This window comes from Sphingobacterium sp. 40-24 (genome assembly GCF_001899705.1).
Taxonomy (GTDB): Bacteria; Bacteroidota; Bacteroidia; order Sphingobacteriales; family Sphingobacteriaceae; genus Sphingobacterium; species Sphingobacterium multivorum.
On record NZ_MKWH01000021.1, the window covers coordinates 108,692 to 132,245 of the forward strand.

Genomic DNA, 23,554 nt, shown 5'->3' on the forward strand with positions numbered 1-23,554 from the left:
CGATTTACAAGCGATTCTGCTCTTCTGTTCTTGTTGGCTGATTGCTGCTCTTGACCTTCTGGTTTCCAAAATGATACCGCAGCGTCAGATTCACCTTTCTAGTATCGCGGTAATCTTTATAAAAGTTGTTTTGGTCGCCATACTTGGATGATATCGTCATTTTTTCCGTTTTGAAAATGTCCATAAATGATAGATTCACTTCAAATTTCTTCTTAAAGAATTTTCGATTTGTCGTCACATAGGTACTTGAATATCCTGTTATTTTAAATGGGCCTTGTATCGTCGGGGATGTAAATGTGTTACCCAGCTCAAGGTTCCAGCCAGCATCTTTATGCAGTACATAGTTGGTACTTACGTTTCCGTTGCCGATATACACATCATTCTTGTGCAATACGTCATCAGTCCCTATAAAGTAATTCTCGTTATACATTCCTTCCAACTGGAGGTTCAATCCCCAGCGTCCTGTCAGCTGAAAACTCTTACCCAGGTCTATACCCGCCCCTTGTCCTTTCTTGATATTGGTATATTGGAAAATCAACTGGTGATTGTTGTTATCTTGACGGGAAATTTCCATATTCGGCCACTTCTCAAATCGGTAAAATAGATCGATATTCCAGTTGTTTTTGGTCCAGGTCAGATTGAGGTTATGGACGATCGTCGCCCTTAAACGTGGATCTCCCTGAAAATAGGAAAAGCGATTATAGTAGGACTTAGCCGGATTAAGCCAAGAGTATGCTGGGCGACTAATACGCTTTCCATAAGAAAAGCCGAACTGCTGATCGTCAGCCAAGGCATATTGCATGTAAAATGTCGGGAAGAGCACAAAATAATCACGCTTATTAATATCAGCTGGTTCGGACACAATACCTTCCAAATTGGTATATTCACCCCTTAAACCAGCTTTCCAGCTCCATTTCTTCCAAGCATAATCGAATGAGGTATATACAGCTATATTCCGTTCTTTGTAATCAAACACACTGCTCTTGTCGGGCCGGTGCTGAAGAGTACCGGATTCATCATCGGAAAAAGCAAGGGTGCTTGTTGTTTTCACATCACTAAATTTCCCACCAAACTCCAGCCCCAGTTTCTTTATTTTCCCGGTGAAATCTATCTGTGAAGAAAAAAGCCGGTTTTTATTTTCATTATTACTGATAAATCGAGTGTCTGTAGGTCCCTCCCCCTTAAATCGCAGTACCGTCAAAACATCCTGATCGTTGGTAGAATGGTTATCTGTAAAATAGGACGACCAGTTTATGCTCCATTTGGGATTAATTTTCTTAGTTACCTGAAGATAGAGGTTATTCGTTTTTGCCGATCGTTGATGATCATTAGTTGTGAGATAAGAGGATTCCTGCACATGATTTTTATCGTATATGATCGTGGGTACCTCATAGATACCATAGGTTTTCGGTCCGTAATATCCATTTAGTCCGGCGTTGACTGTCCAGGTTGTATCGGGTGTATAATCTATCGAAAACACATAGCTGTTCTGACTGTTGTTGGTATCAAATCTATCCATTACACCTTCCCATGAGGTTTGCTCGTTCGGATAATACACATAATTCGTTTCATAGCGGGCGTAAGTCCCTCTTCCGAAATTATAGGTACCACGAAGATTGATTTTTTCATTTTTATAATACTGGGTCAGTCCAAGCAGTTGCTTCCAAGTACTGCTTTTTTCGGCCAATGCAACCGCTGAGCCTCTGTAGCCATATAGGTTCGATTTAGAAAGTTTAATATTGATAATCGTACTTCCCTCAGCTTCATATTTTGCTGGTGGATTGGTAATAACCTCTATCGATTGCACGTCGCTACCTGCTGTATTCTCCAGATAGGTTTTCAGTTCATCCCCCGTGAGCATCACTTTTCGCTCATTAATGAGGACAACAATATTTTTGCTTCCACGAACCATTAAATCCGCACCATTCACCATCACCAATGGCGTACGCTTCAAAATGTCCCAGCTGTTGAGCGCTGAAAGATTTGAATTCTGAACGTTAAATTCCAAGCGGTCCAACTTGCGGATCAATCTAGGAGCGCGACCGACGACTTGTGCTTCTTCGAGTACCTTTGCTTCGGGAAGAAGTTCAAGCAAGAAAGGGCGTGAAATGGTATCGCTGTGAAAAAAAAGTTCCTGAGACTTGAAGTTTAGATAGGTTGTTCGTAGATAGTAGCCACTAGGATGATCCAGCAGAAGTATAAATTTTCCAAAATGGTCTGTCTTTACTTCCCGGATCTCCTGATAGTTGCTATCCAATAGCATAACGGTCGCTCCCGCCAGCACAATTTTGTTTGCATCCTGTACTTGCCCCCCGATTTGTTTGGTCTGTGCCGAAAGCAACAAGGGGAAAGCCAGAAAAAATAGGATCAATTTCATGTACAAATAATTAGTCTTTTAATTCTAGTATAGCTTATCCGCATTATTCTATTTGTTAGAATTTATGTTTTGTAACACATAAGCCAGTTTGTGGTCATCCGTATTTGACAACCGCGGCCATTTAATACGCTGATATTCTATGCTTCAAAAGTGCCTATAGTTGAAGCAAATGATAGTTAACAAAGGGTTAATGCTGGGTTAAGGTATATTATCTTAGCCGTCAGCAGTTATATTTGTGTATGGAATTGAAGCCCAAAAGTTATATCGTCCTCTTTACGCTGTTTTTTGCTGTACTTATCGGCATACAGGGGTATCAATTGTATAATACCTATCAGCTCAAACAGCGTGATATTTTTGCCACTGTGAAGAGTAAGCTTGGCAAGCTTCATGACAATGACAAGCTTTTTGACGATGATTTAATGAGTAAGGACATTGCCAGAGACTATTATATCAAATTGGTTAAAAATGAGATTACGGCTGAAAAACTGAAAGGACTTTACAGTGCAAATGCACATAAAACATCCCAGAGGCTAACGCAATATGTCGACAGTCTATTTCAGCCACTTGGAATGGATGTCATCCTGAAAAAAGAAATTTTGGGCATCTATTTCAAGAGCTTAGAAAAACAGATCGCAGCGGGTCCCATTACCATCTACACAACGTCTGGAGCTTTTCGGCAGCCCGTTGAACTTTCCTCAAGCGAGTGGATAACAGAAAAAACAGAAACACAGAAAATCGAAAACAGCATCCAGAGCAAAGAAGTCTTATATACCTTTCTTGTACATAGGAAGACATCGTTTGAGGTGACGAATCTCAACTGGATATTATTCAAAGAACTTACTTCGCTTCTGTTGAGCACCCTTTTTATTCTTGTCGCCTTCCTTTGGCTTTTTTATAGAACCATTCAGAATCTCAGAAAACAGCAGAAACAGATCAGCGTGCTACACGATGTCGTTGACAATATTTCTCATGAGCTCAAAACGCCAATCGCAACCTTGAAGATTGCAGCTAAAACACTACGGAAATCAACAGACGACAATATCATAACGGTCATTGAACGTCAGGCAAACCGTCTCGAACAAACCCTCAACCCACTGAGCGAGAACCTTCAGACAAGGGATCAGCGCCCTATTACCAACAGAGAACTACACGCTATTTTCGAAGACTTTCAATTGACCAATCCGGCTATCGCATTCCAATTAAGCCCCTTGCCTGACGGTAAATTATGCCTGAGCCTAAATGATGCGACAACACTATTTCAAAACCTGATGAACAATGCCGTAAAATATGGTGCAACTTGGATTAATATCTCTTTTGAGGATCAGAAAGGTAAACTCTCGATTTATATACAGGATAATGGTTACGGCATGGCGGAGTCCGAGTTACCTTATATTTTCGACAAGTTTTACCGCATCCAGAAAGACAATATTCACGACAGCAAAGGTTTGGGAATCGGTCTTTTTCTTGTTAAGACAATCGTGGATCGTTATCACGGACAGCTTACCGTAACCAGCAAGCCCGATGTAGGCACTACGTTTAAAATTCAGCTGCCCCTCGTTGCTATTAAATCACAGACATCATAATCAGCAGCAGGGATGATCAGCGAAAAAAAAATAGGGAATAGACAATCAATACATTAACGACTGAAAATAGCATATGAACAAAATACTACTCGTGGAAGATGACCCAGATTTTGGTTTTATGCTCAAGCAATACCTTGAGCTATCCACATTTAACATAGACTGGATAGCGCAGCCCAATGATCTTACGGAAAATTTCCAGCAGCTAGCCGATTATGATCTGGTTATACTGGATGTTATGCTGCCTCAAATTAGTGGTTTTAGCCTTGCCAAAGAAATCAACGCCCTATACCCCACGTTGCCATTTATCTTTTTAACAGCCAAGGAGCAAAAAATAGATAAGCTCACGGGACTAAAAATCGGTGCCGATGATTATATCACCAAACCTTGTGATCCTGAAGAACTGTTACTTCGCATACAGAATATATTAAAGCGAAATCAGAAAAATAGTACCCCAAAATCGATTGCCATAGGTACGTATATTTTCTATCCCGAACAGTTATTATTAAGCCATGCTTCGAAACAATATAAGCTTACTGAACGTGAATCGCAACTTCTCCTATTTCTGTCGCAACACAATGGTCAACTTGTCACACGCGAAGAAATTCTTGAAAAGGTCTGGGGAAACGCAGATTTCTTTACCGGAAGGAGTATGGATGTGTTTATTACCCGAATCCGAAAATACTTAAGCCTGGATCCCAAGCTTAGTATCAGTTCACATAGAGCAGTCGGATTTACGATTCAATTTTAAGGATTATCCGGCAATCTCTTCTTTCCGCTTGTTCCATAATTTCTCTGCCCAACGACCGACAAACCAAAAGGACACCGCTAAAATTAAAAAGAATACGGCTCTATTGATATTATCCCAGAGATACTCCACATATCGGGTATAGATATTAAGTACTAAAAATACAAATCCCACTTCCCTGCTTACATTATCTTTAGCCTTTAAGCCGTAGACAACCAAGAATGCCGACACGGCAGTGGATAAAATACCCCAATAGAACATATGGTATTGACGTACTGTCGTCCATTCATAGAAATCAGCATAATTCCCAAAAATAGATAGGGTCCACAAGGAGACCATCAGGTAGATCAACCCTACAATATAACTGATAGGCTGAAAGATTTGCAGGCGTTCGAACCGCGGTTGAACCCAAACGGCCAAAGCGGTGAGCAGCGCTCCGAAGATGGTAAAACGAAGTGGGTAATTCATTCCCCAAAACTTAAAGCCCCAATTGCTATGGTAGGCCGTCTCGGTCGCAAACCATACCCCCAAAGCCAAAAGCATAAAGGTCCAAATCAGTTTACTGTCTAGCTTAACAGCAAGAAAGCCATAAATTGCAACAGAGAGTAAAAATAACAAGGAATAATGCATCGTATCTTTATCCAATACTTTACCCATAAATCCGATGCAGGCTGCTGTTCCAAAAACCCCAATCAGCATCATCGTTTCAGTGGATAGATTTTTATAAGGATATCGTTTCTTATACCGAAAACCCAGCGTATAGAATAATACGGCCACAGCAGCAAAAAAGAAGCAAAATAGGATATTAGGCGCTTCGTAAAGTGTATCGACAAAGGCCAAGAATGATGCATCTGTAAACAACGAAAAAACAGCAAAGACCAAAGAAGCCAAGGCAATCCAAAAAGCATATCTCGCCAGTTGTCCCCAGTCAAAACTTTTTACGTCCAAACTATCCATCAGCTCGTTCGCTTTTTGTTCATCCAACAGGTTTTCTTTCTTCCAAAATTGGACAATATCGTCGATCGATTGTTTCTCTTGTTTGCTGACGTCGTATTTTCGCATAAATTTAGATTTACTGTGCAAGGTACATTATTTTTTTAAATCACTTGTATATCACATTTTATTCCAAAAGTCAGATTGGCTCGCATAATTCCTTTAAAATCTGTAATTTTGCATGTTTTGCATTTTATCCCTCAACAGGGACTTTAAGGAGTTTTCATGGCAGTAAAAAGAAGCCCAGATTTGGGCGAACAAAGTGAAGTTCAGGTATTTGGAGCGCGTGCGCATAATCTAAAAAATATAGATGTTTCTTTTCCGAGAAATGTATTGGTTGTTATTACAGGTTTAAGTGGCAGCGGAAAGTCTTCTTTGGCTTTTGACACCATTTATGCTGAAGGACAACGTCGGTATATGGAGACATTCAGTGCCTACAGCCGTCAATTTTTGGGCGGCATGGAACGTCCGGATGTGGACAAGATCTCGGGCTTAAGTCCAGTGATCTCCATTGAGCAGAAAACCACCAGCAAAAACCCCAGGTCCACTGTTGGAACCATTACCGAGGTGTATGATTTTATGCGTCTACTATTTGCCCGAGCGGGGGAAGCTTTCTCCTATGTGACCGGTAAGAAAATGGAGCGTATGTCGGACGATCAGGTTATCGAACGTATTTTGACTGAATTTGAAGGGCAGGCTTTAAATATCTTGGCTCCAGTGGTTAAAGGCCGTAAAGGTCACTACCGGGAATTGTTTGAGCAAATCCGTAAACAAGGTTATGTGAAGGTGCGCGTGGATGGAGAGATCTTGGACCTTGTTCCTAAAATGCAGGTAGACCGCTATAAAATTCACGATATTGAGATCGTCGTGGATCGTTTGAAAGTAGAGCGTGAAGATAAAAAGCGTCTACAGACTTCGGTTATGCAGGCGATGAAAACTGCCAAAGGTATTATCAAGGTCTCCACCAAGGATAATCAGGAGCAATTCTACAGCCGCTATCTCATGGATGCTGAATCGGGTATCTCTTATGATGAACCGCAGCCCAACACTTTCTCATTCAACTCGCCTTATGGTGCCTGTCCGACATGTGATGGATTAGGCTATATTTTTGAAATTGATAAAAATGCGGTTATTCCAGACAAAAAACTCAGTATTCAAAAAGGGGGTTTAGCCCCTTTGGGACCTACCCGGGAGAACTGGACTTCAGAAGTCTTGAAGGCTGTCGCAAAAAAATTGGATTTTACCATTTCAACGCCGCTTGAAAAGCTCAACGAAGAACAGATTGACCAGCTTTTATTTGGCAATAAGGAAGAGCCTATCGTTGTAACAGTATCTTATGGCAGTTATGGCACACGAGAATATCGTGTTGAATTTGAAGGAATCTTTAAGATGCTGGAAGAGTTTTCCGGAAAATCTTCGGATGAAGCCCCTTCTTTAGATGATTTCAGGACGAAAGTCACCTGCCCAACCTGTGCGGGAGCGCGTTTGAAAAAAGAGTCTTTACATTTTAAAATAGCGGATAAAAACATCCATGAGCTCTCCACGATGGATATTACATCGATCAAGGAGTGGTTTGATCAGGTAGAAAGCAAACTTGATGAACGCCAGCTTATTATTGCAACAGAGATTTTAAAGGAAATCCGCGCACGCTTAGGCTTCTTGCTGGACGTAGGCTTAAATTACCTCACCTTGGATCGTACTGCTAAAACACTTTCCGGAGGGGAGGCACAACGGATCCGTCTGGCAACACAGATTGGTTCCCAACTGGTGAATGTACTTTATATTCTGGATGAGCCGAGTATCGGACTTCATCAGCGAGACAATGAACGGTTGATCAATGCCCTCAAAAACCTACGCGATATTGGCAATTCGGTCCTTGTTGTCGAACATGATAAAGACATGATCCTACATGCGGACCATGTTATTGACATGGGTCCTGCAGCAGGGGTTCACGGCGGTACAGTAGTTGCCGAAGGTACCCCAGCAGAAATCCTAAAATCAGACTCTCTGACAGCGGCATACCTCAACGGGACAAAAGAGGTTAAGATTCCGGAGAAACGTCGTGAGGGCAATGGAAAAACATTGTCATTACATGGCGCAACAGGACATAACTTAAAAAATCTGTCTGTCTCTTTTCCATTAGGTAAACTCATTGTTGTTTCGGGGGTTTCGGGTTCGGGCAAATCCAGCTTAATCACGGGAACATTATATCCGATTCTGAATAAACATTTTTTCAGAGCCAAAGCCACTCCGCTTCCTTTCAAAAAAATTGAAGGATTAGAACATATTGATAAAGTCATCGAGATCGACCAAAGTCCTATCGGCCGTACACCACGATCCAATCCGTCCACCTATACAGGCGTATTTTCGGATATCAGAACCTTGTTTGTTCAATTGCCAGAAGCTAAGATCAGGGGCTATAAACCAGGACGCTTTTCCTTCAATGTCAAAGGCGGCCGTTGTGAAACCTGTCAAGGGGCCGGATTGAAAGTCATTGAGATGAATTTCCTTCCCGATGTACAGGTTCCTTGTGAAACATGCCACGGAAAACGCTATAACCGAGAAACTTTAGAAGTACGGTATAAAGGAAAATCCATCTCCGATGTACTTGATATGAGTATCAACGATGCTGTGGATTTCTTTGAGAACGTCCCGAGTATCTATCGAAAGATCAAAACACTGCAGGATGTAGGTTTGGGATACATCACCTTAGGTCAATCCTCCACAACCTTATCGGGAGGTGAGGCTCAACGGGTAAAATTAGCTACGGAACTTTCTAAAAAAGATACTGGAAATACATTTTATATCCTTGACGAACCGACTACAGGACTACACTTTGAAGATGTCAATGTCCTTATGGACGTTATCAATCGCTTGGTCGGACGTGGAAATACCGTTTTGATCATCGAGCACAATCTTGATGTTGTTAAATCGGCAGATTGGGTCATTGATATCGGTCCCGAAGGTGGTAAAGAGGGTGGTCAGGTCCTATTTGAAGGAACACCTGAAAACTTAATTAAAAATAACAAAAGCGAAACGGCACGTTTCTTAAAACTGGAAATGTAATATCAACAAAACAGCAGCTGCGAATTATGCGGTTTCTGTTCGTAGGGTGGCTCGGTTATTGCGAAGGGAATATTTTTCCAGCTCGATATCAGCTGTGTTTTACACAGGTGTTAGACAACGCACACTGACTTTGACGTCAACTGGGAAGCGTCATATTTAATGACTAAATACGTTTACAGGTTCTTTGCGGCTGTAAACAGTTGGTCGTTGCTATTCCATTTTCATTTGTATAAATGAACGCATTACACGCTTTTGTTTTTAAAGAACATGTGGAATGTCCGATTGATTTTCGTCAGTGTTTATACGCTGCAAACATGGATATTTCTTAACTTTGTATTATATGTCGGATATTATTCAATTACTTCCAGATAATGTTGCTAATCAGATTGCGGCGGGAGAAGTGGTGCAGCGACCAGCGTCTGCAATTAAAGAATTGATTGAGAATGCTATTGATGCTGGAGCTGACAAAATAAAACTTATTGTTAAAGATGCAGGCAAGTCGTTGATTCAAGTCATTGACAATGGTTGTGGTATGAGCGTAACTGATGCTCGCCTTTGTTTTGAGCGCCACGCAACATCAAAAATCCGTAAAGCTGAAGACTTATTTGCTATTCGTACAATGGGTTTCCGTGGTGAGGCGATGGCATCCATTGCCGCAATTGCACAGGTCGAACTCAAAACACGCCGTATTGAAGATGAGCTAGGTACAGTCGTTGAAATAGAGGGATCAAAAGTTGTCAACCAATACCCCGAAGCTGTTGCTGCCGGGACAAATATTTTAGTTAAAAATCTTTTTTACAATATTCCTGCACGGAGAAACTTCCTAAAGAGCAACTCGGTAGAAATGCGTCATATCATTGATGAATTTCAACGTATTGCTTTATCGAACCCACAGATTTTCCTAACCTTACATAGCGACGGAAATGAAATCTACCATTTGCCGGCAGAGACACTAAAACAACGTATTGTCCATATTTTCGGAAACAATTACAATCAGCGCCTTGTCCCTGTGGAAGAAGATACATCCATCATCAAGGTAGAGGGCTTTGTGGGGAAACCTGAGTTTGCGAAAAAAACTCGTGGTGAACAGTTTTTCTTTGTCAACAAACGCTTTGTGCGTGATCCATACCTGCACCACGCTGTCATGAACGCCTATGAAGATATTCTGCAGGCAGAAACATTTCCTTTCTATGTCTTATTTATCGACATAGATCCTGCACGCATTGATATCAACGTGCATCCGACCAAGACTGAAATTAAGTATGAGGACGATAAAGCCATTTATGCAATTATCCGTTCAGCCGTAAAAAGATCATTGGGACGGTACAACATCATGCCATCCTTGGATTTTGAACAGGAGACTAGCTTCACCAATCTCATTACAAAAAAGGCACTGGATGAAATTATCGTTCCAACAGTTACCTTTAATCCGGACTTCAACCCCTTTGATACAGACAAATCGAAATCCAATTCGAGCTACAGCCGTTCAGAAAGTTACGCTGAAGGACTTAACAAGAAAACAGGTGGCATACCCAGCAATTGGGATTCTTTGTATCAAATCGTCGAAAAGGAGGAATCTGTTCAGTTACCATTACATGCCGAGCCGGAATTACGTACCGATGGCCCGCAGATCATCCAGGTTGAAGATAAATCATCCTCGAAGCTCTTTTTCCAGTTACATAATAAATATATTGTTTCGCAGATTCACTCCGGATTTATCCTGATCGATCAGCAAGCGGCACATGAACGCATTCTCTTTGAGCAATTTCTCTCACAGCTGGACCAACATAAAGGTCTAAGTCAGCAAAGTTTGTTTCCCCAGACTTTGGATCTGAATGCTGCGGATAATGAGTTAATGAAGGACCTCCTGGAGGACATCAACGGCTTAGGCTTTCAAATTCGTGAATTTGGAAAAAATTCCTATATTATTGACGGAATTCCTGCAGATTTAGGGACGGGATTCGACGAAATAAAGATGATTGAGAAAATATTGGAGGATTACAAAAACAATCAATCTGAGTATAAGCTCGCTAAGCGCGAAAACCTCGCAAAAAGCCTGGCCCGTAATGCGGCCATTAAACCTGGTACCGCATTGGACAATACAGCAATGGCAGAGCTTGTGGACAGACTTTTTGCTTGTCACTCACCCAATATCTCCATCTATGGAAATCCTGTAATTGTAACATTTACATTGCAAGAATTAGCGGAAAAATTTGGTAAAAATTAGAAGATAAGAATATATGTTTCCACAACTGACACCTGTTATCAAGAATTTATTGATCATCAATATCATATTTTATATTGGATCTCAACTTGTACCTGTAGCATATGATTATCTTGCAGTCTATTACCCGGACTCGCCATATTTTAAAATCTGGCAAGTGATCACGCATATGTTTATGCATGACAAAAACAATATTACCCATATCTTCTTCAATATGTTTTCCCTGGTCATGTTCGGTCCTATGATTGAGCAGGTGCTCGGGTCAAAACGTTTTTTAAATTTCTACCTGGTCTCAGGAATTGGCGCTTGGTTCCTTTATACAGCTGTGAATGGCATACAACTTTATAATGCGACGGGTTCTTTCGCTCCGCTACATGGCATGAGCGGGAACGAACTTATTTCCATGGCCAATACCGGGAACAACGAAGCATTAACCTACCTCATTCCAATGTTGGGTGCTTCGGGAGCTATTTATGGCGTACTATTGGCATTTGCCTACCTTTTTCCAAACATACCGCTTCAATTTTTGTTTATTCCTGTACCAGTCAAAGCGAAGTATATGATCGGTGGATTTATCCTCATCGAAATATACATGAGCTTATCTAGACCAGGAGATTCTGTGGCTCACCTGGCTCACGTCGGTGGTGCACTATTTGGCTATCTACTGCTTAAACTGTGGAAGATTAGAAAAGGAATTTATTAATATCGTGCGCAATGAATAACATCGGTTTAAAAGATTTTTGGAGACAAACCTATAAAACTGGCTCGCCCGTACCTTTGGTGATCAGTATCCAGGTTTGTCTATTTGTCCTCATTTATTTTTTAGACCTACTCTTCGAATTAAAAATTGTACCACAAAGCTTTTTGGAACCTACGGTGCGTCTATTAAGTTTACCGAGTAATTTCTCAAGTTTCATTGCACAACCCTGGTCATTGGTTACATCGAATTTCGTTTACGTCAAACTTTGGACCATACTTTTTGATAGTCTCTGGCTTTATTGGGTCGGTCAGATCTTTTTTACCTTCTTAAACACGCGGCAATTTCTGTTTGTCTATATTGCCTCATGGCTGCTCGGCAGCGTGCTCTATATGGGCTTTGGGTCACTTATTCCCATGCCAAGTAACTTACAGCTTATGGGAGGCTCTCTCCCCTTGGCAGCGGTATTAGCCGCGATTGTGACTTTGGTCCCCAAGTATGAGCTACGGCTTCTGCTTCTGGGTAACATCAAGCTAAAATTAGTGGCCATTGTCTATTTTGGATTAGAATTTCTTGCCCTTACGATGACGAATCGACCTGCTGCCATTTCGTATTTTGCTGTTGTCCTTTTTGGAATGGGCTTCACTTATGCGCTAAAATCGGGGATGGACTGGTCTACAATTTTTCAGAAAAAACAACAGAAGCCTGCAAAAATGAAAGTCGTTGTGGGTAACAATATACCGACAAATCGGAAACATCGTTATGACTTACCCAATCAGGATGAAATCGATGCTATCTTAGATAAAATTTCTATTTCTGGCTACGACAGTCTAACGAACCATGAAAAAGAAACGCTCTTTAGGGCAAGCAATAGTGGTGATAAGGTTGATGGATAGAAGGACATTTTTAAGGAGAAAACTGGGCTTTATCAGTAAAACAATGTTCCTGGCAAATATGCTTGCGATCGTTGCTTTACTTATGAGTTATTCGGCGACCTTCATTAATCCCAAATCCTTTTGGCCGATTGCATTTATGGGCTTAGGCTACCTTCCGATCCTCCTTATTAATATTGGATTTATCTTTTATTGGCTACTCCGCAAACGGAAAATTGCGCTTTATTCGCTCATAACGATCCTCATTGGGTGGCCTTTTTTAACTAAGCATTGGAATATTCGCAAAGAGAATGCCCCTGTATCATCGGAGGTACGTACGCTTCGCATCATGACTTTCAATGCTCATCTGTTCAAGAAGGTAAACGATGAGAAAAAGAACTTTAAAGCCGACGTTGTCCGCATTATTGACAGCATCTCTCCTGATGTGATCTGCTTTCAGGAATATATTAGCAAGATTAAGGGAAAACATGTTTTCTCTGAGGAATTCAAAGATAAATTGGGATATGACTATTTTTTCTTTGAACCGAGCTCTAAAAACGATTATGAGGCGTATGGAATGGCTGTTCTTTCGCGTTTCCCGATCTATGATTCAGGAACCATCAGAGACAACGATTACGGAATCAACCGGATTAGTTATGTTGATATCAAAAAACAGGACACCCTGATCCGCATCTACAATATACATCTACGTTCTTTTGCGCTGCAAAATGAAGACAAGGAATTTATCCAAAACCTGTCCAATAATAATGAATCGGATAATTCGAGGACCCGTAAATTGAGCCGCAAACTTAAGAATGCCTTCGAGCTACGCAGCGAACAGGCGCATTCGTTAAAGAAGCACATGAATGAATGTCAATATCCTTATATTGCCGTAGGTGATTTCAACGATACGCCAATGAGCTACTCGGTCAATTTAATCGGAGATGGTTTGTACAATGCGTTTAAGGAGAAAGGTAACGGCTGGGGAGTGACCCATCATGCCCTACTACCGATCTTTCAGATCGACTATATTTTTGCTAGCCAGAAATTTCAGGTAATGAATTATCAGATTGTCAAACAGAAATTATCGGATCATTACCCCGTATGGTCTGATCTTAGGCTTAAACCTTAGGCATCTGATAACCCAATGTTTTAAGTCCTATTTCAATAAATTTATCCCTTCGATTTTTGATTTTATAATAGGCCTCACGACCAAAATAATATCGACCGACCAAGGCTTCGATATCGGATTGAATCAAATCATGTAAGTTTTTTGCTTCTTTGGCGGTGACCGAAATCCGCTTCTGACTGTTGAGATATGAAATAAATAGATCAAATTCTGTTGTCGGTAAGTGGTAACCGCTAATAAAATTCTCTATAGAATATGCGGGCAAATGTTTCGTGAAGCGATCATAAACAAATTCTTCGATCGCATTGGAATGAAATATCTCGCGGTATTTGGCACTGGTTTCGTTGGTGTCAATCGGAATAGTAACATCCGGAAGAATACCACCACCACCAAAAACAAGTTTCCCTTTGCTGGTGGTAAACATTTCTTTTTGGCTGAATTCAGTGTCCATCGTCCATAGATCGAAGCCTGTCATGTATTTCGCAGCATCAAAATTGGCGCGTGTGTATTTTCGCTGAATGCATCTTCCAAGAGGGGTATAGTAGCGAGCTACAGTCAGATTGATTGCAGAGCCATCCGAAAAGTCAAATTGTTCTTGTACTAAACCTTTACCATAGGACCTGCGGCCGACAATCGTTGCCCGATCCAGATCCTGAAGAGCACCACTCAGGATTTCGCTTGCTGATGCCGTACTTTCATTGATTAGCACAATGACCCTGCCGTCACCAAAATCACCAGCTTTCTCCGAATAGAAATCCTGGCGTAGTTCATTGGCACCCTCGGTATACATCAACAATCTTTTTTCTTTAAAAAATTGCCCCGCCAGATCAATCGCCGTATGGACAAATCCACCACCATTGTTACGCAGATCCAAAATAAGATCCTGCGCCCCACTTTTCCGTAAATCTATGAGCGACTGTCTGAATTCGTCTGCTGTCTTATGCCCAAATCTCCGAATTTTCACATAAGCTGTTTTCGGAGCGATCATATAGGATGCATCTAAGCTGGAAACATTTACCTGATCGCGAATGACTTTTATTGGATTGGCCATTACCACTCCATTGCGCTGAATAGCAATCAATACAGCTGTTCCTTTCTTTCCACGGATCAGCCTTTCAATTTCGGACTCGGCTACCTTTCTTCCGACAAGATCCTTATTCCCGATCTTTAAAATGCGGTCGCCGATACGCATACCTGCTTTTTCAGCGGGACCAGCAGCAACCATTCCAACAACAAGTAGCGTATCTTTCAGGCGGAAATACTCCACACCGATACCATCAAATGTTCCTTCAAGCGTTTCCTGCTTTGCAAGCACTTGATTCGGTCTTAAAAAGGTGGAGAAAGGATCTAAACGGGATACGACATGTTCAATGGCTTCGTCTTGAACGGTATCTATACTGACATTATCAACGTAATTCTCAGCAATTAATTGAATGAGATATTGTAATTTATCCGAGTTGCCATTCGAGCGTAGACTCGAAAAGGTTGTTTTTTGGTTGCTTCCCTGCTCCTCGGCATAATTTTGTCCCAACAGCAAGCCAAGAAGCAATACTGCAGCATATGTAGCGGCTACAAAAATATTTCGTTTAATACTTTTCTGCATGGGAAATCTTCATGAATTATCGAAGATGAGACAAACTATTCAACAATTAATTACTTCATCAAAAATAGCAAGTTTATTCGGTTAAACGAGCACCTGAACCCATATTTTTACATTAAAAATAAAAAGTTCCCTTCCTTGTTTTCAGGCGGAAACAGCGTCTTCCCCGATTAGAAGTCCTTATAAAAAATGCAAAAATAACAACAGAACAATCGATAAGGGCACCGAACATTTAATTTCAACAGATGAAGATGATGTCTATAATTTAACTTGCAAATGCGCGTAAATTTATCTTAGTTTGAATTGAAAAAGATTCCACTTTATGCACGAAATCGAACCTTATTACAACTGGCGGGACTATTACATTGCCGCTGAAGATGAACAATCCCCATTTTATGGTACAGTCTACAGCGAATTCGATTTTGACAAGCAGATCTATAATTTTCTTTTGCACCCACAATGGGATGAATTCGGTTCGCTTACCTTATATCTAAAAATACTATTTGTGGACTATGAAAAACAATACTGTATTATCGAGCTGATTGGTGAATGGAATGATGCGATCTACAATGATATTATGTTGCTCAAGCGAGAAATTATCGATGTATTGATCAGTCAAGGCATCAAGTATTTTATTTTAATCGGGGAGAATGTACTGAATTTTCATGCTTCGGACGACTCTTACTATGAGGAATGGTTTCAGGATATCGAAGATGGCTGGATTGCTGGCGTCGGTTTCCGTGAACATGTGATCGAAGAGTTCCAGCAGCAGAATATAGATTATTACATTAATTTCGGAGGCGCTTTGAATGAGCTACCTTGGCGGGCATTAAAACCGAAACAGGTTTTCCACCATGTGAATGATTCCTTAACAAAACGTCTTGGTTTTTAGATCTGCTTATTGGGTTTTATTCTCAATCCTTATTCTTTAATCCTTGCTCTTTACTGTATTATCCTGTAACTTTGTAGTTGATGTATTAGGTGCTTCGCACATATACTTATAATTTTTACGTTTTACTTATACTTACATACTATGTCATTCAGAATTGAAAAAGACACGATGGGTGAAGTTCAAGTCCCTGCAGACAAATACTGGGGTGCACAGACAGAGCGTTCACGCAACAACTTTAAAATCGGACCGGCAGCTTCGATGCCACACGAAATCGTCGCAGGCTTTGCTTATTTGAAAAAAGCAGCTGCTTATGCTAACCACGAGTTGGGGGTATTACCTGTAGAGAAACGTGATGCAATCGCTACCGTATGTGATGAGATCTTAGCGGGCAAATTGGATGACCAATTCCCATTGGTTATCTGGCAAACGGGTTCAGGTACACAATCCAATATGAATGTAAATGAGGTTGTCGCAAACCGTGCACAAGTATTGGCTGGACATAAGATCGGTGAAGGCGAGCCCGTGTTAAAAGCAAATGATGATGTAAATAAATCGCAATCATCTAACGATACTTTCCCTACAGGAATGCATATCGCGGCGTATAAAGCTGTTGCAGAAGTTACAATTCCAGGTGTAGAAAAATTGCGTGACACATTAGCTAAAAAAGCTGAAGAGTTTAAAAATGTCGTAAAAATTGGCCGTACACACTTAATGGATGCTACTCCGTTGACTTTAGGTCAAGAGATTTCAGGTTATGTCGCACAATTGAACCATGGTCTGAAAGCTTTAAGAAATACACTTTCGCATTTATCAGAACTTGCATTGGGAGGTACTGCAGTAGGGACAGGATTAAATACTCCAAAGGGGTATGACGTTGTCGTTGCTAAATATATCGCCGAATTTACAGGCCTACCTTTCGTAACCGCTGAAAACAAATTTGAGGCATTGGCAGCTCATGACGCAATCGTTGAAACACACGGTGCATTAAAGCAATTGGCTGTAGCATTAAATAAAATTGCAAACGATATCCGTATGTTGGCTTCTGGCCCACGTTCAGGTATCGGTGAAATCCTGATCCCGGAGAACGAACCAGGATCATCGATTATGCCAGGTAAAGTTAATCCAACACAATGTGAAGCATTGACAATGGTCGCGGCACAAGTGATGGGTAATGATGTGGCTATTACGATTGGTGGAACGCAAGGTCACTATGAACTAAACGTGTTCAAACCATTAATGGCGGCAAACTTCTTGCAGTCTGCTCGCCTATTAGGTGATGCTTGTGTTTCATTTGAAGAGCACTGTGCAGCTGGTATTGAGCCGAACTACAAACGCATCAAAGAATTGGTTGACAACTCATTGATGCTGGTAACCGCTCTAAACACAAAAATTGGTTATTATAAATCGGCAGAAATCGCGCAGACAGCGCATAAAAATGGCACTACGCTTAAAGAAGAAGCAGTGCGTTTAGGTTATGTGACTCCTGAAGATTTCGATGCTTGGGTAAAACCAGAAGATATGGTTGGAAGTTTAAAATAAGCTGTGACTTTTATTTCAATAAAAAATATACGAACAAAAACATACCTATTGGCGCTTGCCATAGGTATGTTTTTCTTTTTTACAGCCTGCAAATTCAATTCGGATATGCAGAGCGAAGGTGCCCCCTTTTTACAGGGAGAATGGGTCCAAGACAGCATTCCTGGACAGCAGCAGATGATGCAATACACCTTGACCGACTTCAAGTTTACCTGTGACTCTGTTTACGCGACCATGCACGTCAACAATAAAGTACAAACCATACCAGATAGTTGTTACAAAAATGGCTCCTGGACAGAACATGCAAAAGGTATTTATGTTTTGCGCGGAGACTCCATCATTGTCGATGGTATCTATACCAAGGAGAATGGCAAACAGAAGATTTCAGGTTGCTATCTTTCCGGTCAGTATATCCCCCGCTTTAAAGTCGTTTATCATGCTGCAGATTCGGTAGTACTGGAAAGCAGGTTAGATCAACGTCAGATCATCTTAAGAAAGACTAAAAATATTACTTGTGTCCCTCAAAAAAGGTATCAATAATTTTAGTACAATCTATTTACTATCTTCGTACCATTATCGTACAACCTCAACCTTAAAATACAATGAACAAAGGAATTATCGCTTTGGCATTTGGCGGACTTGCCATCGGAATGACCGAATTCACGATGATGGGCATCCTGCCTGACATTGCCAAAGATCTTCATATCGAAATCCCTACCGCTGCCCACCTGATTGCACTCTACGCACTGGGTGTCGTTGTAGGTGCCCCAACATTAGTGCTATTTACAGGAAAATATCCTCCGAAGAAGGTATTACTCTTTTTAATGCTGCTCTTTTTTATCTTCAATGGCCTTTTCAGTATTGCACCGGGACAGTTTTTGATTAGTCTCTCCCGTTTTATGGCCGGACTTCCCCATGGAGCATTTTTTGGTGTTGGGTCTGTCGTGGCAGCAAGACTGGCTCCGAAAGGAAAAGAAGCACAGGCTATATCCATTATGTTTACCGGAATGACTATTGCCAATTTGGCTGGAGTACCACTCGGCACCTATTTAGGCCATCATTATTCATGGCGTTTAACGTATGGTATTATCAGTATATTGGGATTAATCACTTTTGCAGCAATTTATGCATGGATGCCAAAAATTGAGGCCGCCAAAGGAAATAATATCTTTAGTCAGTTAAACTTCTTCAACAAAAAAATTGCCTGGTTATTAATGGCTATTATTGCCATAGGTACCGGTGGACTTTTCGCCTGGATCAGCTACATCGCGCCTTTGGTGACCAATGTGTCGGGCATCGCTGCTGATCGTGTCCCCTTGATTATGATCCTGATCGGTGTTGGTATGTTTTTCGGAAATCTTATCGGCGGAAAACTGGCTGATACAATCTCCCCAACCAAAGCGGCAATCGCGAGTTTCTCCGCTATGGCGATATGCCTTGTGATGGTTTACTTTATATCACCACTGGGCTGGACAGCCTATCCTTTAGCCTTTATTACAGGACTGGTGTCCTTCACTATTGGTTCGCCGACACAACTGATGTTGATCCGCGCCTCAAAAGAAGCAGCAACATTGGCCGCAGCAGGTGGTCAGGCAGCCTTTAACCTCGGGAATACCTTAGGTGCATTTTTAGGTGGAATCCCAATAACCTGGGGTTTAGCTTATAATACACCTTCCCTCGTTGGTGTGGGCATGGCGAGCATTGGAGCACTCCTGACTTTGCTATATTTGAAAGTCTACGACAATAAAACTCAATAAAAACAGCATAATCAAATGGCGCGAACAAGTTATATCAGTATACTACGTATTGTTGCGATATTCCTCGTTATCTTGATTCATTCCTCTTCGGGCTACTTAAACAGCAATGAATTTGAATCATTCGACTGGAGTTATGCCAATTGGCTCAATAGCTTCTCGCGCTTTGCGGTACCCCTGTTTGTCGTTATTTCAGGTGCCCTCCTGTTACAGAAAGACGAAAGTACGGGACAATTTTATCGGAAACGTTTATTGAAAATTGTCCCGCCTTTTCTTTTTTGGAGCATCGTCTATCTTTTCTATTATTTTGTCCGTTATATCGATTTTGACTATATCGGTTTTCCACAAGTTATCAACATTGTGTTAATTCGCTTAAAGTCAGGAACGAATGCGCACCTTTGGTACCTATATATGATACTTGGGCTCTACCTTGCAGTTCCTTTCATACGCAAAATTGTGGGCAACTGCAGTAAGAGAGAGCTTGAGATCTTTTTGGGATTGTGGTTTGCAGCGTTATTTTTTACGAATAAATGGTTCAATAGTTACCTACCTAATTTTGACCTGACCTTTTTCTCGGGTTATGCAGGCTATTTGGTCTTGGGCCATTACTTACGTAATTACCCTATCCCAATGGTAAAATTGTCAAGTTTTACATTTTTTCTGATCTGCTGTTTAATTACAGCATCGGGGACATATTATCTAAGTAGCTCCCGAGGTGAATTTGATCCGACACTTTACAACTATCTTTCCCCCAACATCGCATTGAGTGCAGGCTTTTTATTCGTCTTCGTGCAAGGCCTTAAACTCCCAGAACAACTCAACGCCTTCTGGGAATTTATCGACATCCACAGCTTTGGCATTTACCTTTGCCATATTTTGCTGCTCAATTATATTCATCCTTTGCTTCCTTTATCCACTTTGTGGAAAATCCCGGCAGCAACGGTGCTCACGTTGTTGGCTAGCGCCCTACTGACCTATTTATTACGAAAAGTTCCATACGGTAAATACATCAGTGGTTAATTCCGTTATCGGAGCTTAGTTTTACAATTTCTCGCCTTCGACCTTATTATATACATAAAGATGCGCATTGGGGCCTTCAATCGCATGGCCTTCCTGATCTAGCCCAATCAGCTTGTTTTCACCCACCTTCAGTTTCATATTTGTTTCCTTCCCTGTGAGGTTAACAACGGATCCGTTGTCGTGCCACATGACTTTACCACTATCTTCGACCTTGGTATTTTTATTAATATATTCACTGACGATGGCAAAGGTATTGTCATTTTTTAAGGTGATATTTGTTTTGATGCCTTCACAATCAGCACAGGGAATAGTAGCTTCATAGGTACCGGCCCAATCCAACGAATTCTGAGATGCATGGGCAGTATCTACCGCCACAGTCTCATGTGCAGTGGAATCTGCGGTTGTATGCTGACTATCTTTTGAGGTTTGATTACATGCACTTAGCGAAATCATTGCTAAGCAAGAGAACAATACGGTTAATTTCATATCTGTTGTTTTTGATGTACGATACCATATAGCAAGCAATTTCAGCGCCAAGAAAAATCAGGCACGCCTACTGGATTCCAAAGAAAAAAGGCTTCTTGAGGAAGCCTTTCTATCGTAAATAACTGTATTGCGAACAGTTTAAATAATCTATTTGCTACCGCGTGGCGATAGGCTACACAATCCTATTCAGATTAAAATGGTAGATCGTCATCATCTGATGAACCCGCCAAATCTACAGGGGCAGGCATATCTGCGTAACCTGGAGAAGATGGAGCTGGAGCAGCATTACCTAATTTTGTAACACGCCATGCTACTAATGAATTGAAATAAGTTGTTACGCCATCTTTATTAGTCCAAGGACGACCACGAAGATTAAAAGATACTTCTACCTCTTCACCAATTGCAAGGTTATCAAAAATTGACGTTCTGTCTTGTGTTGCCTCAAAACGGATATACTCAACAAATTGTGGGTTTTCGGCATAAGCTACAATCATATCGCGTTTTTTGAATGATTCTGTCACTTGTTGTGTCGCTCCTATCTCGTGTACTTTTCCTCTAATTTCCATAATCAAAAAAATAAATATTAAAGCGTAAAATTAAGCAATTTTTGAGGAAGAGTTTAATTAACTTTGTACAAAATATGATGGAAGTTTTCAACACCCCCAATAAAGTTATTATAACGTGCAATAAGCGCTTATCACCTTATTTGCAACAGGAAGTTAAAGAGTTAGGTTTTGACATTGTCAGGGCATTCCCTACAGGCGTAGAATTAAAGGTCAGTATAAACGATACGATCAAGCTTAATCTGAACCTACGCACAGCCTCTCAGATTTTGTATTCGTTAAAGGAGTTTACAGCCAATAATCCGACGGAGCTCTATGAAGAATTGAGTAAAATTGCCTGGGAAGAACTTATTCAATTTGACGGATATTTCTCTGTCAGCTCTAATGTTGATAATGAGACAATCAGCACGCCTTTATTTGCAAACGTAAAGGTTAAGGATGCAATTGTGGACCGTATAAAGGAAAAAAAAGGTCTGCGCCCTAATTCAGGTCCGGACAATAATAAAGCGGTTGTCCACTTGTACTGGAAAGATGACCGTGCTGAAATTTTTCTCGATACCTCAGGCGAGACACTGGCAAAACATGGTTACCGTAAGATCCCTGGAAAAGCGCCAATGCTGGAAGCTCTTGCAGCCTCAACAATTATTGCTTCCAAATGGGACGGTAATTCACCTTTTGTAAATCCGATGTGTGGATCCGGAACTTTAGCCATTGAGGCGGCACTGATAGCAACAAACAGAAAACCAGGGTTGCTGCGCATGAACTATTCATTTATGCATTTCATAGGTTATGATGAAACAGTTTTCTTCCAGGAGCGCCGACTACTCAAAGATCAGATCAATAAAAAAGCGGCTCCACAAATTATTGCAAGCGATATTTCGGAGGAGGCAATCAACGTCTCAAAGATGAATGCAAGAACTGCTGGTGTGGAGCAATTAATTTCGTTTGAAGTATGCGATTTTGCCGAAACACACGTTCCTAAAGAAGGTGGTGTCATTTTATTCAATCCTGAATACGGTGAACGTCTGGGCACGCACAGCAAGTTAGAGATTACCTATAAGCGTATGGGGGATTTCATGAAACAGGAGTGCAAAGGTTATAGAGGCTATATATTTACCGGAAATCCAGATCTGGCAAAGAAAATCGGGCTACGTGCGTCCCGACGCATAGAATTTTATAATGGTAAATTAGATTGTAGATTATTAGAATACGAATTATACGAGGGTACTCGCGAAAAAACAAAAGTATTGTATGAATAACATTATTGAGCGCACAGTAGCATTTGTGCAAGATCGATTGAAATTTGCAGAAGCAGGCCACGATTGGTCGCATATTCAACGCGTATGGAACAATACGAAGTTAATTTTAGAAGATGAAGAAGCGGATGTTATGGTCTGCGAATTGGCGGCACTATTACATGACATCGCTGACAGTAAATTCCACGATGGCGATGAAACAATAGGCCCTCGTGTTGCCGGAGAGTTTTTGGCAAGTCTAGAAATTTCGCCTGAAATCATTGACCATGTGAAGAAAATCATCTTCAATATGTCTTTCAAAGCAAGTTTGGGGGAAGTGTCATTCCATTCAAAAGAGATGGAAATCGTGCAAGATGCAGATCGTTTGGATGCTATCGGTGCAATAGGCATTGCCCGTGCGTTTAGCTTTGGTGGCAATAAAGGCCGTGAGATGTATAATCCGAACATTCCTGTTCAAGAATATAAGGATAAGGAAGCGTACAAACATTCGGAAGCTCCTACAATCAATCACTTCTACGAAAAGCTATTATTGTTAAAGAATAAGATGAATACAGAGGCTGCAAAAAAAATAGCAGCACATCGTCATGACTATATGCTCAACTTTCTGGATGAGTTTATGGCTGAATGGAATGGTAAAAAATAAATTACACTTAACAATTCCTAAATATAAAAGTGGTACTTTAGATCTTGTACATCGAGATAAAAAGTACCACTTTTTTTGTTCCATGTAAAATCAGCTTTTAAACAAATTTGTAAGAAAC

Annotated in this window: 19 protein-coding genes; 14 read left to right on the top strand and 5 right to left on the bottom strand. The window is 41.0% G+C overall.

Going from position 1 to position 23,554, the window contains the following annotated elements; all coding sequences use genetic code 11:
- Positions 1-4 precede the first annotated feature (4 nt).
- Positions 5-2,377, bottom strand: a complete 2,373-nt coding sequence (locus BGP15_RS07365) for an outer membrane beta-barrel family protein (protein WP_286769120.1) — start codon at positions 2,375-2,377, stop codon at positions 5-7.
- A gap of 239 nt (positions 2,378-2,616) precedes the next feature.
- Here BGP15_RS07365 and BGP15_RS07370 point away from each other — a divergent pair, with 239 nt between their 5' ends.
- Positions 2,617-3,960 (top strand): sensor histidine kinase, encoded by a 1,344-nt coding sequence (locus BGP15_RS07370; protein WP_286769121.1) that lies wholly within the window; start codon positions 2,617-2,619, stop codon positions 3,958-3,960.
- 73 nt (positions 3,961-4,033) lie between these two features.
- The gene (locus tag BGP15_RS07375) at positions 4,034-4,708 is read left to right on the top strand and encodes a response regulator transcription factor (protein WP_046673688.1); all 675 of its coding nucleotides are present in this window, start codon (positions 4,034-4,036) and stop codon (positions 4,706-4,708) included.
- Positions 4,709-4,711: 3 nt separating this feature from the next.
- Here BGP15_RS07375 and BGP15_RS07380 read toward each other — a convergent pair whose 3' ends face one another.
- Positions 4,712-5,767 carry a hypothetical protein gene (locus BGP15_RS07380; protein WP_046673687.1) on the bottom strand — a complete coding sequence of 352 codons (1,056 nt, stop codon included), beginning with the start codon at positions 5,765-5,767 and terminating at the stop codon, positions 4,712-4,714.
- Between the two features lie 156 nt (positions 5,768-5,923).
- On the opposite strand from BGP15_RS07380, the gene uvrA reads away from it, so the two are divergent.
- From uvrA to BGP15_RS07405, 5 genes are all read left to right on the top strand, one after another.
- The gene (gene uvrA, locus BGP15_RS07385; protein WP_286769122.1) at positions 5,924-8,764 is read left to right on the top strand and encodes an excinuclease ABC subunit UvrA; all 2,841 of its coding nucleotides are present in this window, start codon (positions 5,924-5,926) and stop codon (positions 8,762-8,764) included.
- Between the two features lie 340 nt (positions 8,765-9,104).
- On the top strand, positions 9,105-10,991 hold the full coding sequence (mutL, locus tag BGP15_RS07390; RefSeq protein ID WP_286769123.1) for a DNA mismatch repair endonuclease MutL: 1,887 nt from the start codon (positions 9,105-9,107) through the stop codon (positions 10,989-10,991).
- A 13-nt stretch (positions 10,992-11,004) separates the two neighbouring features.
- Positions 11,005-11,691 carry a rhomboid family intramembrane serine protease gene (locus BGP15_RS07395; RefSeq protein WP_112375007.1) on the top strand — a complete coding sequence of 229 codons (687 nt, stop codon included), beginning with the start codon at positions 11,005-11,007 and terminating at the stop codon, positions 11,689-11,691.
- 11 nt (positions 11,692-11,702) lie between these two features.
- The gene (locus BGP15_RS07400) at positions 11,703-12,581 is read left to right on the top strand and encodes a rhomboid family intramembrane serine protease (protein WP_286769124.1); all 879 of its coding nucleotides are present in this window, start codon (positions 11,703-11,705) and stop codon (positions 12,579-12,581) included.
- Complete coding sequence (locus tag BGP15_RS07405; protein WP_286769125.1) at positions 12,526-13,689, top strand: endonuclease/exonuclease/phosphatase family protein; 1,164 nt, start codon at positions 12,526-12,528, stop codon at positions 13,687-13,689. The genes BGP15_RS07400 and BGP15_RS07405 overlap by 56 nt, the downstream gene beginning before the upstream one ends.
- On the opposite strand, the gene BGP15_RS07410 is transcribed toward BGP15_RS07405, so the two are convergent.
- Positions 13,679-15,289 (bottom strand): S41 family peptidase, encoded by a 1,611-nt coding sequence (locus BGP15_RS07410; RefSeq protein WP_286752707.1) that lies wholly within the window; start codon positions 15,287-15,289, stop codon positions 13,679-13,681. The two genes, BGP15_RS07405 and BGP15_RS07410, sit on opposite strands and share 11 nt — an antisense overlap.
- Before the next feature lie 319 nt (positions 15,290-15,608).
- On the opposite strand from BGP15_RS07410, the gene BGP15_RS07415 reads away from it, so the two are divergent.
- The 5 genes from BGP15_RS07415 (at position 15,609) to BGP15_RS07435 (ending at position 20,488) form a co-directional block, all read left to right on the top strand.
- Positions 15,609-16,178 carry a hypothetical protein gene (locus tag BGP15_RS07415; protein WP_286769126.1) on the top strand — a complete coding sequence of 190 codons (570 nt, stop codon included), beginning with the start codon at positions 15,609-15,611 and terminating at the stop codon, positions 16,176-16,178.
- 141 nt (positions 16,179-16,319) lie between these two features.
- Positions 16,320-17,717 carry a class II fumarate hydratase gene (gene fumC, locus BGP15_RS07420; RefSeq protein ID WP_070570264.1) on the top strand — a complete coding sequence of 466 codons (1,398 nt, stop codon included), beginning with the start codon at positions 16,320-16,322 and terminating at the stop codon, positions 17,715-17,717.
- Positions 17,718-17,765: 48 nt separating this feature from the next.
- Positions 17,766-18,254, top strand: a complete 489-nt coding sequence (locus BGP15_RS07425) for a fumarate hydratase (RefSeq protein WP_231585252.1) — start codon at positions 17,766-17,768, stop codon at positions 18,252-18,254.
- 62 nt (positions 18,255-18,316) lie between these two features.
- Complete coding sequence (locus BGP15_RS07430; RefSeq protein WP_070570268.1) at positions 18,317-19,471, top strand: MFS transporter; 1,155 nt, start codon at positions 18,317-18,319, stop codon at positions 19,469-19,471.
- 15 nt (positions 19,472-19,486) lie between these two features.
- Positions 19,487-20,488 carry an acyltransferase gene (locus tag BGP15_RS07435; protein WP_070570270.1) on the top strand — a complete coding sequence of 334 codons (1,002 nt, stop codon included), beginning with the start codon at positions 19,487-19,489 and terminating at the stop codon, positions 20,486-20,488.
- A 21-nt stretch (positions 20,489-20,509) separates the two neighbouring features.
- Here the strand turns inward: BGP15_RS07435 and BGP15_RS07440 are convergent, their stop codons facing one another.
- Both BGP15_RS07440 and BGP15_RS07445 read right to left on the bottom strand, forming a co-directional pair.
- Complete coding sequence (locus BGP15_RS07440; RefSeq protein WP_286769127.1) at positions 20,510-20,974, bottom strand: copper resistance protein NlpE; 465 nt, start codon at positions 20,972-20,974, stop codon at positions 20,510-20,512.
- 191 nt (positions 20,975-21,165) lie between these two features.
- Positions 21,166-21,540, bottom strand: a complete 375-nt coding sequence (locus BGP15_RS07445; protein ID WP_070570272.1) for a DUF3127 domain-containing protein — start codon at positions 21,538-21,540, stop codon at positions 21,166-21,168.
- A gap of 77 nt (positions 21,541-21,617) precedes the next feature.
- Here BGP15_RS07445 and BGP15_RS07450 point away from each other — a divergent pair, with 77 nt between their 5' ends.
- Entirely contained in the window at positions 21,618-22,796 is a 1,179-nt protein-coding gene (locus tag BGP15_RS07450) for a THUMP domain-containing class I SAM-dependent RNA methyltransferase (protein ID WP_046673747.1), read from the top strand.
- Positions 22,789-23,436, top strand: coding sequence for an HD domain-containing protein (locus tag BGP15_RS07455; RefSeq protein WP_046673674.1), 648 nt, complete (start codon positions 22,789-22,791; stop codon positions 23,434-23,436). The genes BGP15_RS07450 and BGP15_RS07455 overlap by 8 nt, the downstream gene beginning before the upstream one ends.
- The last annotated feature ends 118 nt before the right edge of the window (positions 23,437-23,554 follow it).

Excerpts from the sequence above, each read along its gene's own strand:
- BGP15_RS07365 (WP_286769120.1), bottom strand. The coding sequence starts at position 2,377 with ATGAAATTGATCCTATTTTTTCTGGCTTTCCCCTTGTTGCTTTCGGCA.
- BGP15_RS07370 (WP_286769121.1), top strand. The coding sequence starts at position 2,617 with ATGGAATTGAAGCCCAAAAGTTATATCGTCCTCTTTACGCTGTTTTTT.
- BGP15_RS07375 (WP_046673688.1), top strand. The coding sequence starts at position 4,034 with ATGAACAAAATACTACTCGTGGAAGATGACCCAGATTTTGGTTTTATG.
- BGP15_RS07380 (WP_046673687.1), bottom strand. The coding sequence starts at position 5,767 with ATGCGAAAATACGACGTCAGCAAACAAGAGAAACAATCGATCGACGAT.
- uvrA (WP_286769122.1), top strand. The coding sequence starts at position 5,924 with ATGGCAGTAAAAAGAAGCCCAGATTTGGGCGAACAAAGTGAAGTTCAG.
- mutL (WP_286769123.1), top strand. The coding sequence starts at position 9,105 with ATGTCGGATATTATTCAATTACTTCCAGATAATGTTGCTAATCAGATT.
- BGP15_RS07395 (WP_112375007.1), top strand. The coding sequence starts at position 11,005 with ATGTTTCCACAACTGACACCTGTTATCAAGAATTTATTGATCATCAAT.
- BGP15_RS07400 (WP_286769124.1), top strand. The coding sequence starts at position 11,703 with ATGAATAACATCGGTTTAAAAGATTTTTGGAGACAAACCTATAAAACT.
- BGP15_RS07405 (WP_286769125.1), top strand. The coding sequence starts at position 12,526 with ATGAAAAAGAAACGCTCTTTAGGGCAAGCAATAGTGGTGATAAGGTTG.
- BGP15_RS07410 (WP_286752707.1), bottom strand. The coding sequence starts at position 15,289 with ATGCAGAAAAGTATTAAACGAAATATTTTTGTAGCCGCTACATATGCT.
- BGP15_RS07415 (WP_286769126.1), top strand. The coding sequence starts at position 15,609 with ATGCACGAAATCGAACCTTATTACAACTGGCGGGACTATTACATTGCC.
- fumC (WP_070570264.1), top strand. The coding sequence starts at position 16,320 with ATGTCATTCAGAATTGAAAAAGACACGATGGGTGAAGTTCAAGTCCCT.
- BGP15_RS07430 (WP_070570268.1), top strand. The coding sequence starts at position 18,317 with ATGAACAAAGGAATTATCGCTTTGGCATTTGGCGGACTTGCCATCGGA.
- BGP15_RS07435 (WP_070570270.1), top strand. The coding sequence starts at position 19,487 with ATGGCGCGAACAAGTTATATCAGTATACTACGTATTGTTGCGATATTC.
- BGP15_RS07440 (WP_286769127.1), bottom strand. The coding sequence starts at position 20,974 with ATGAAATTAACCGTATTGTTCTCTTGCTTAGCAATGATTTCGCTAAGT.
- BGP15_RS07445 (WP_070570272.1), bottom strand. The coding sequence starts at position 21,540 with ATGGAAATTAGAGGAAAAGTACACGAGATAGGAGCGACACAACAAGTG.
- BGP15_RS07450 (WP_046673747.1), top strand. The coding sequence starts at position 21,618 with ATGGAAGTTTTCAACACCCCCAATAAAGTTATTATAACGTGCAATAAG.
- BGP15_RS07455 (WP_046673674.1), top strand. The coding sequence starts at position 22,789 with ATGAATAACATTATTGAGCGCACAGTAGCATTTGTGCAAGATCGATTG.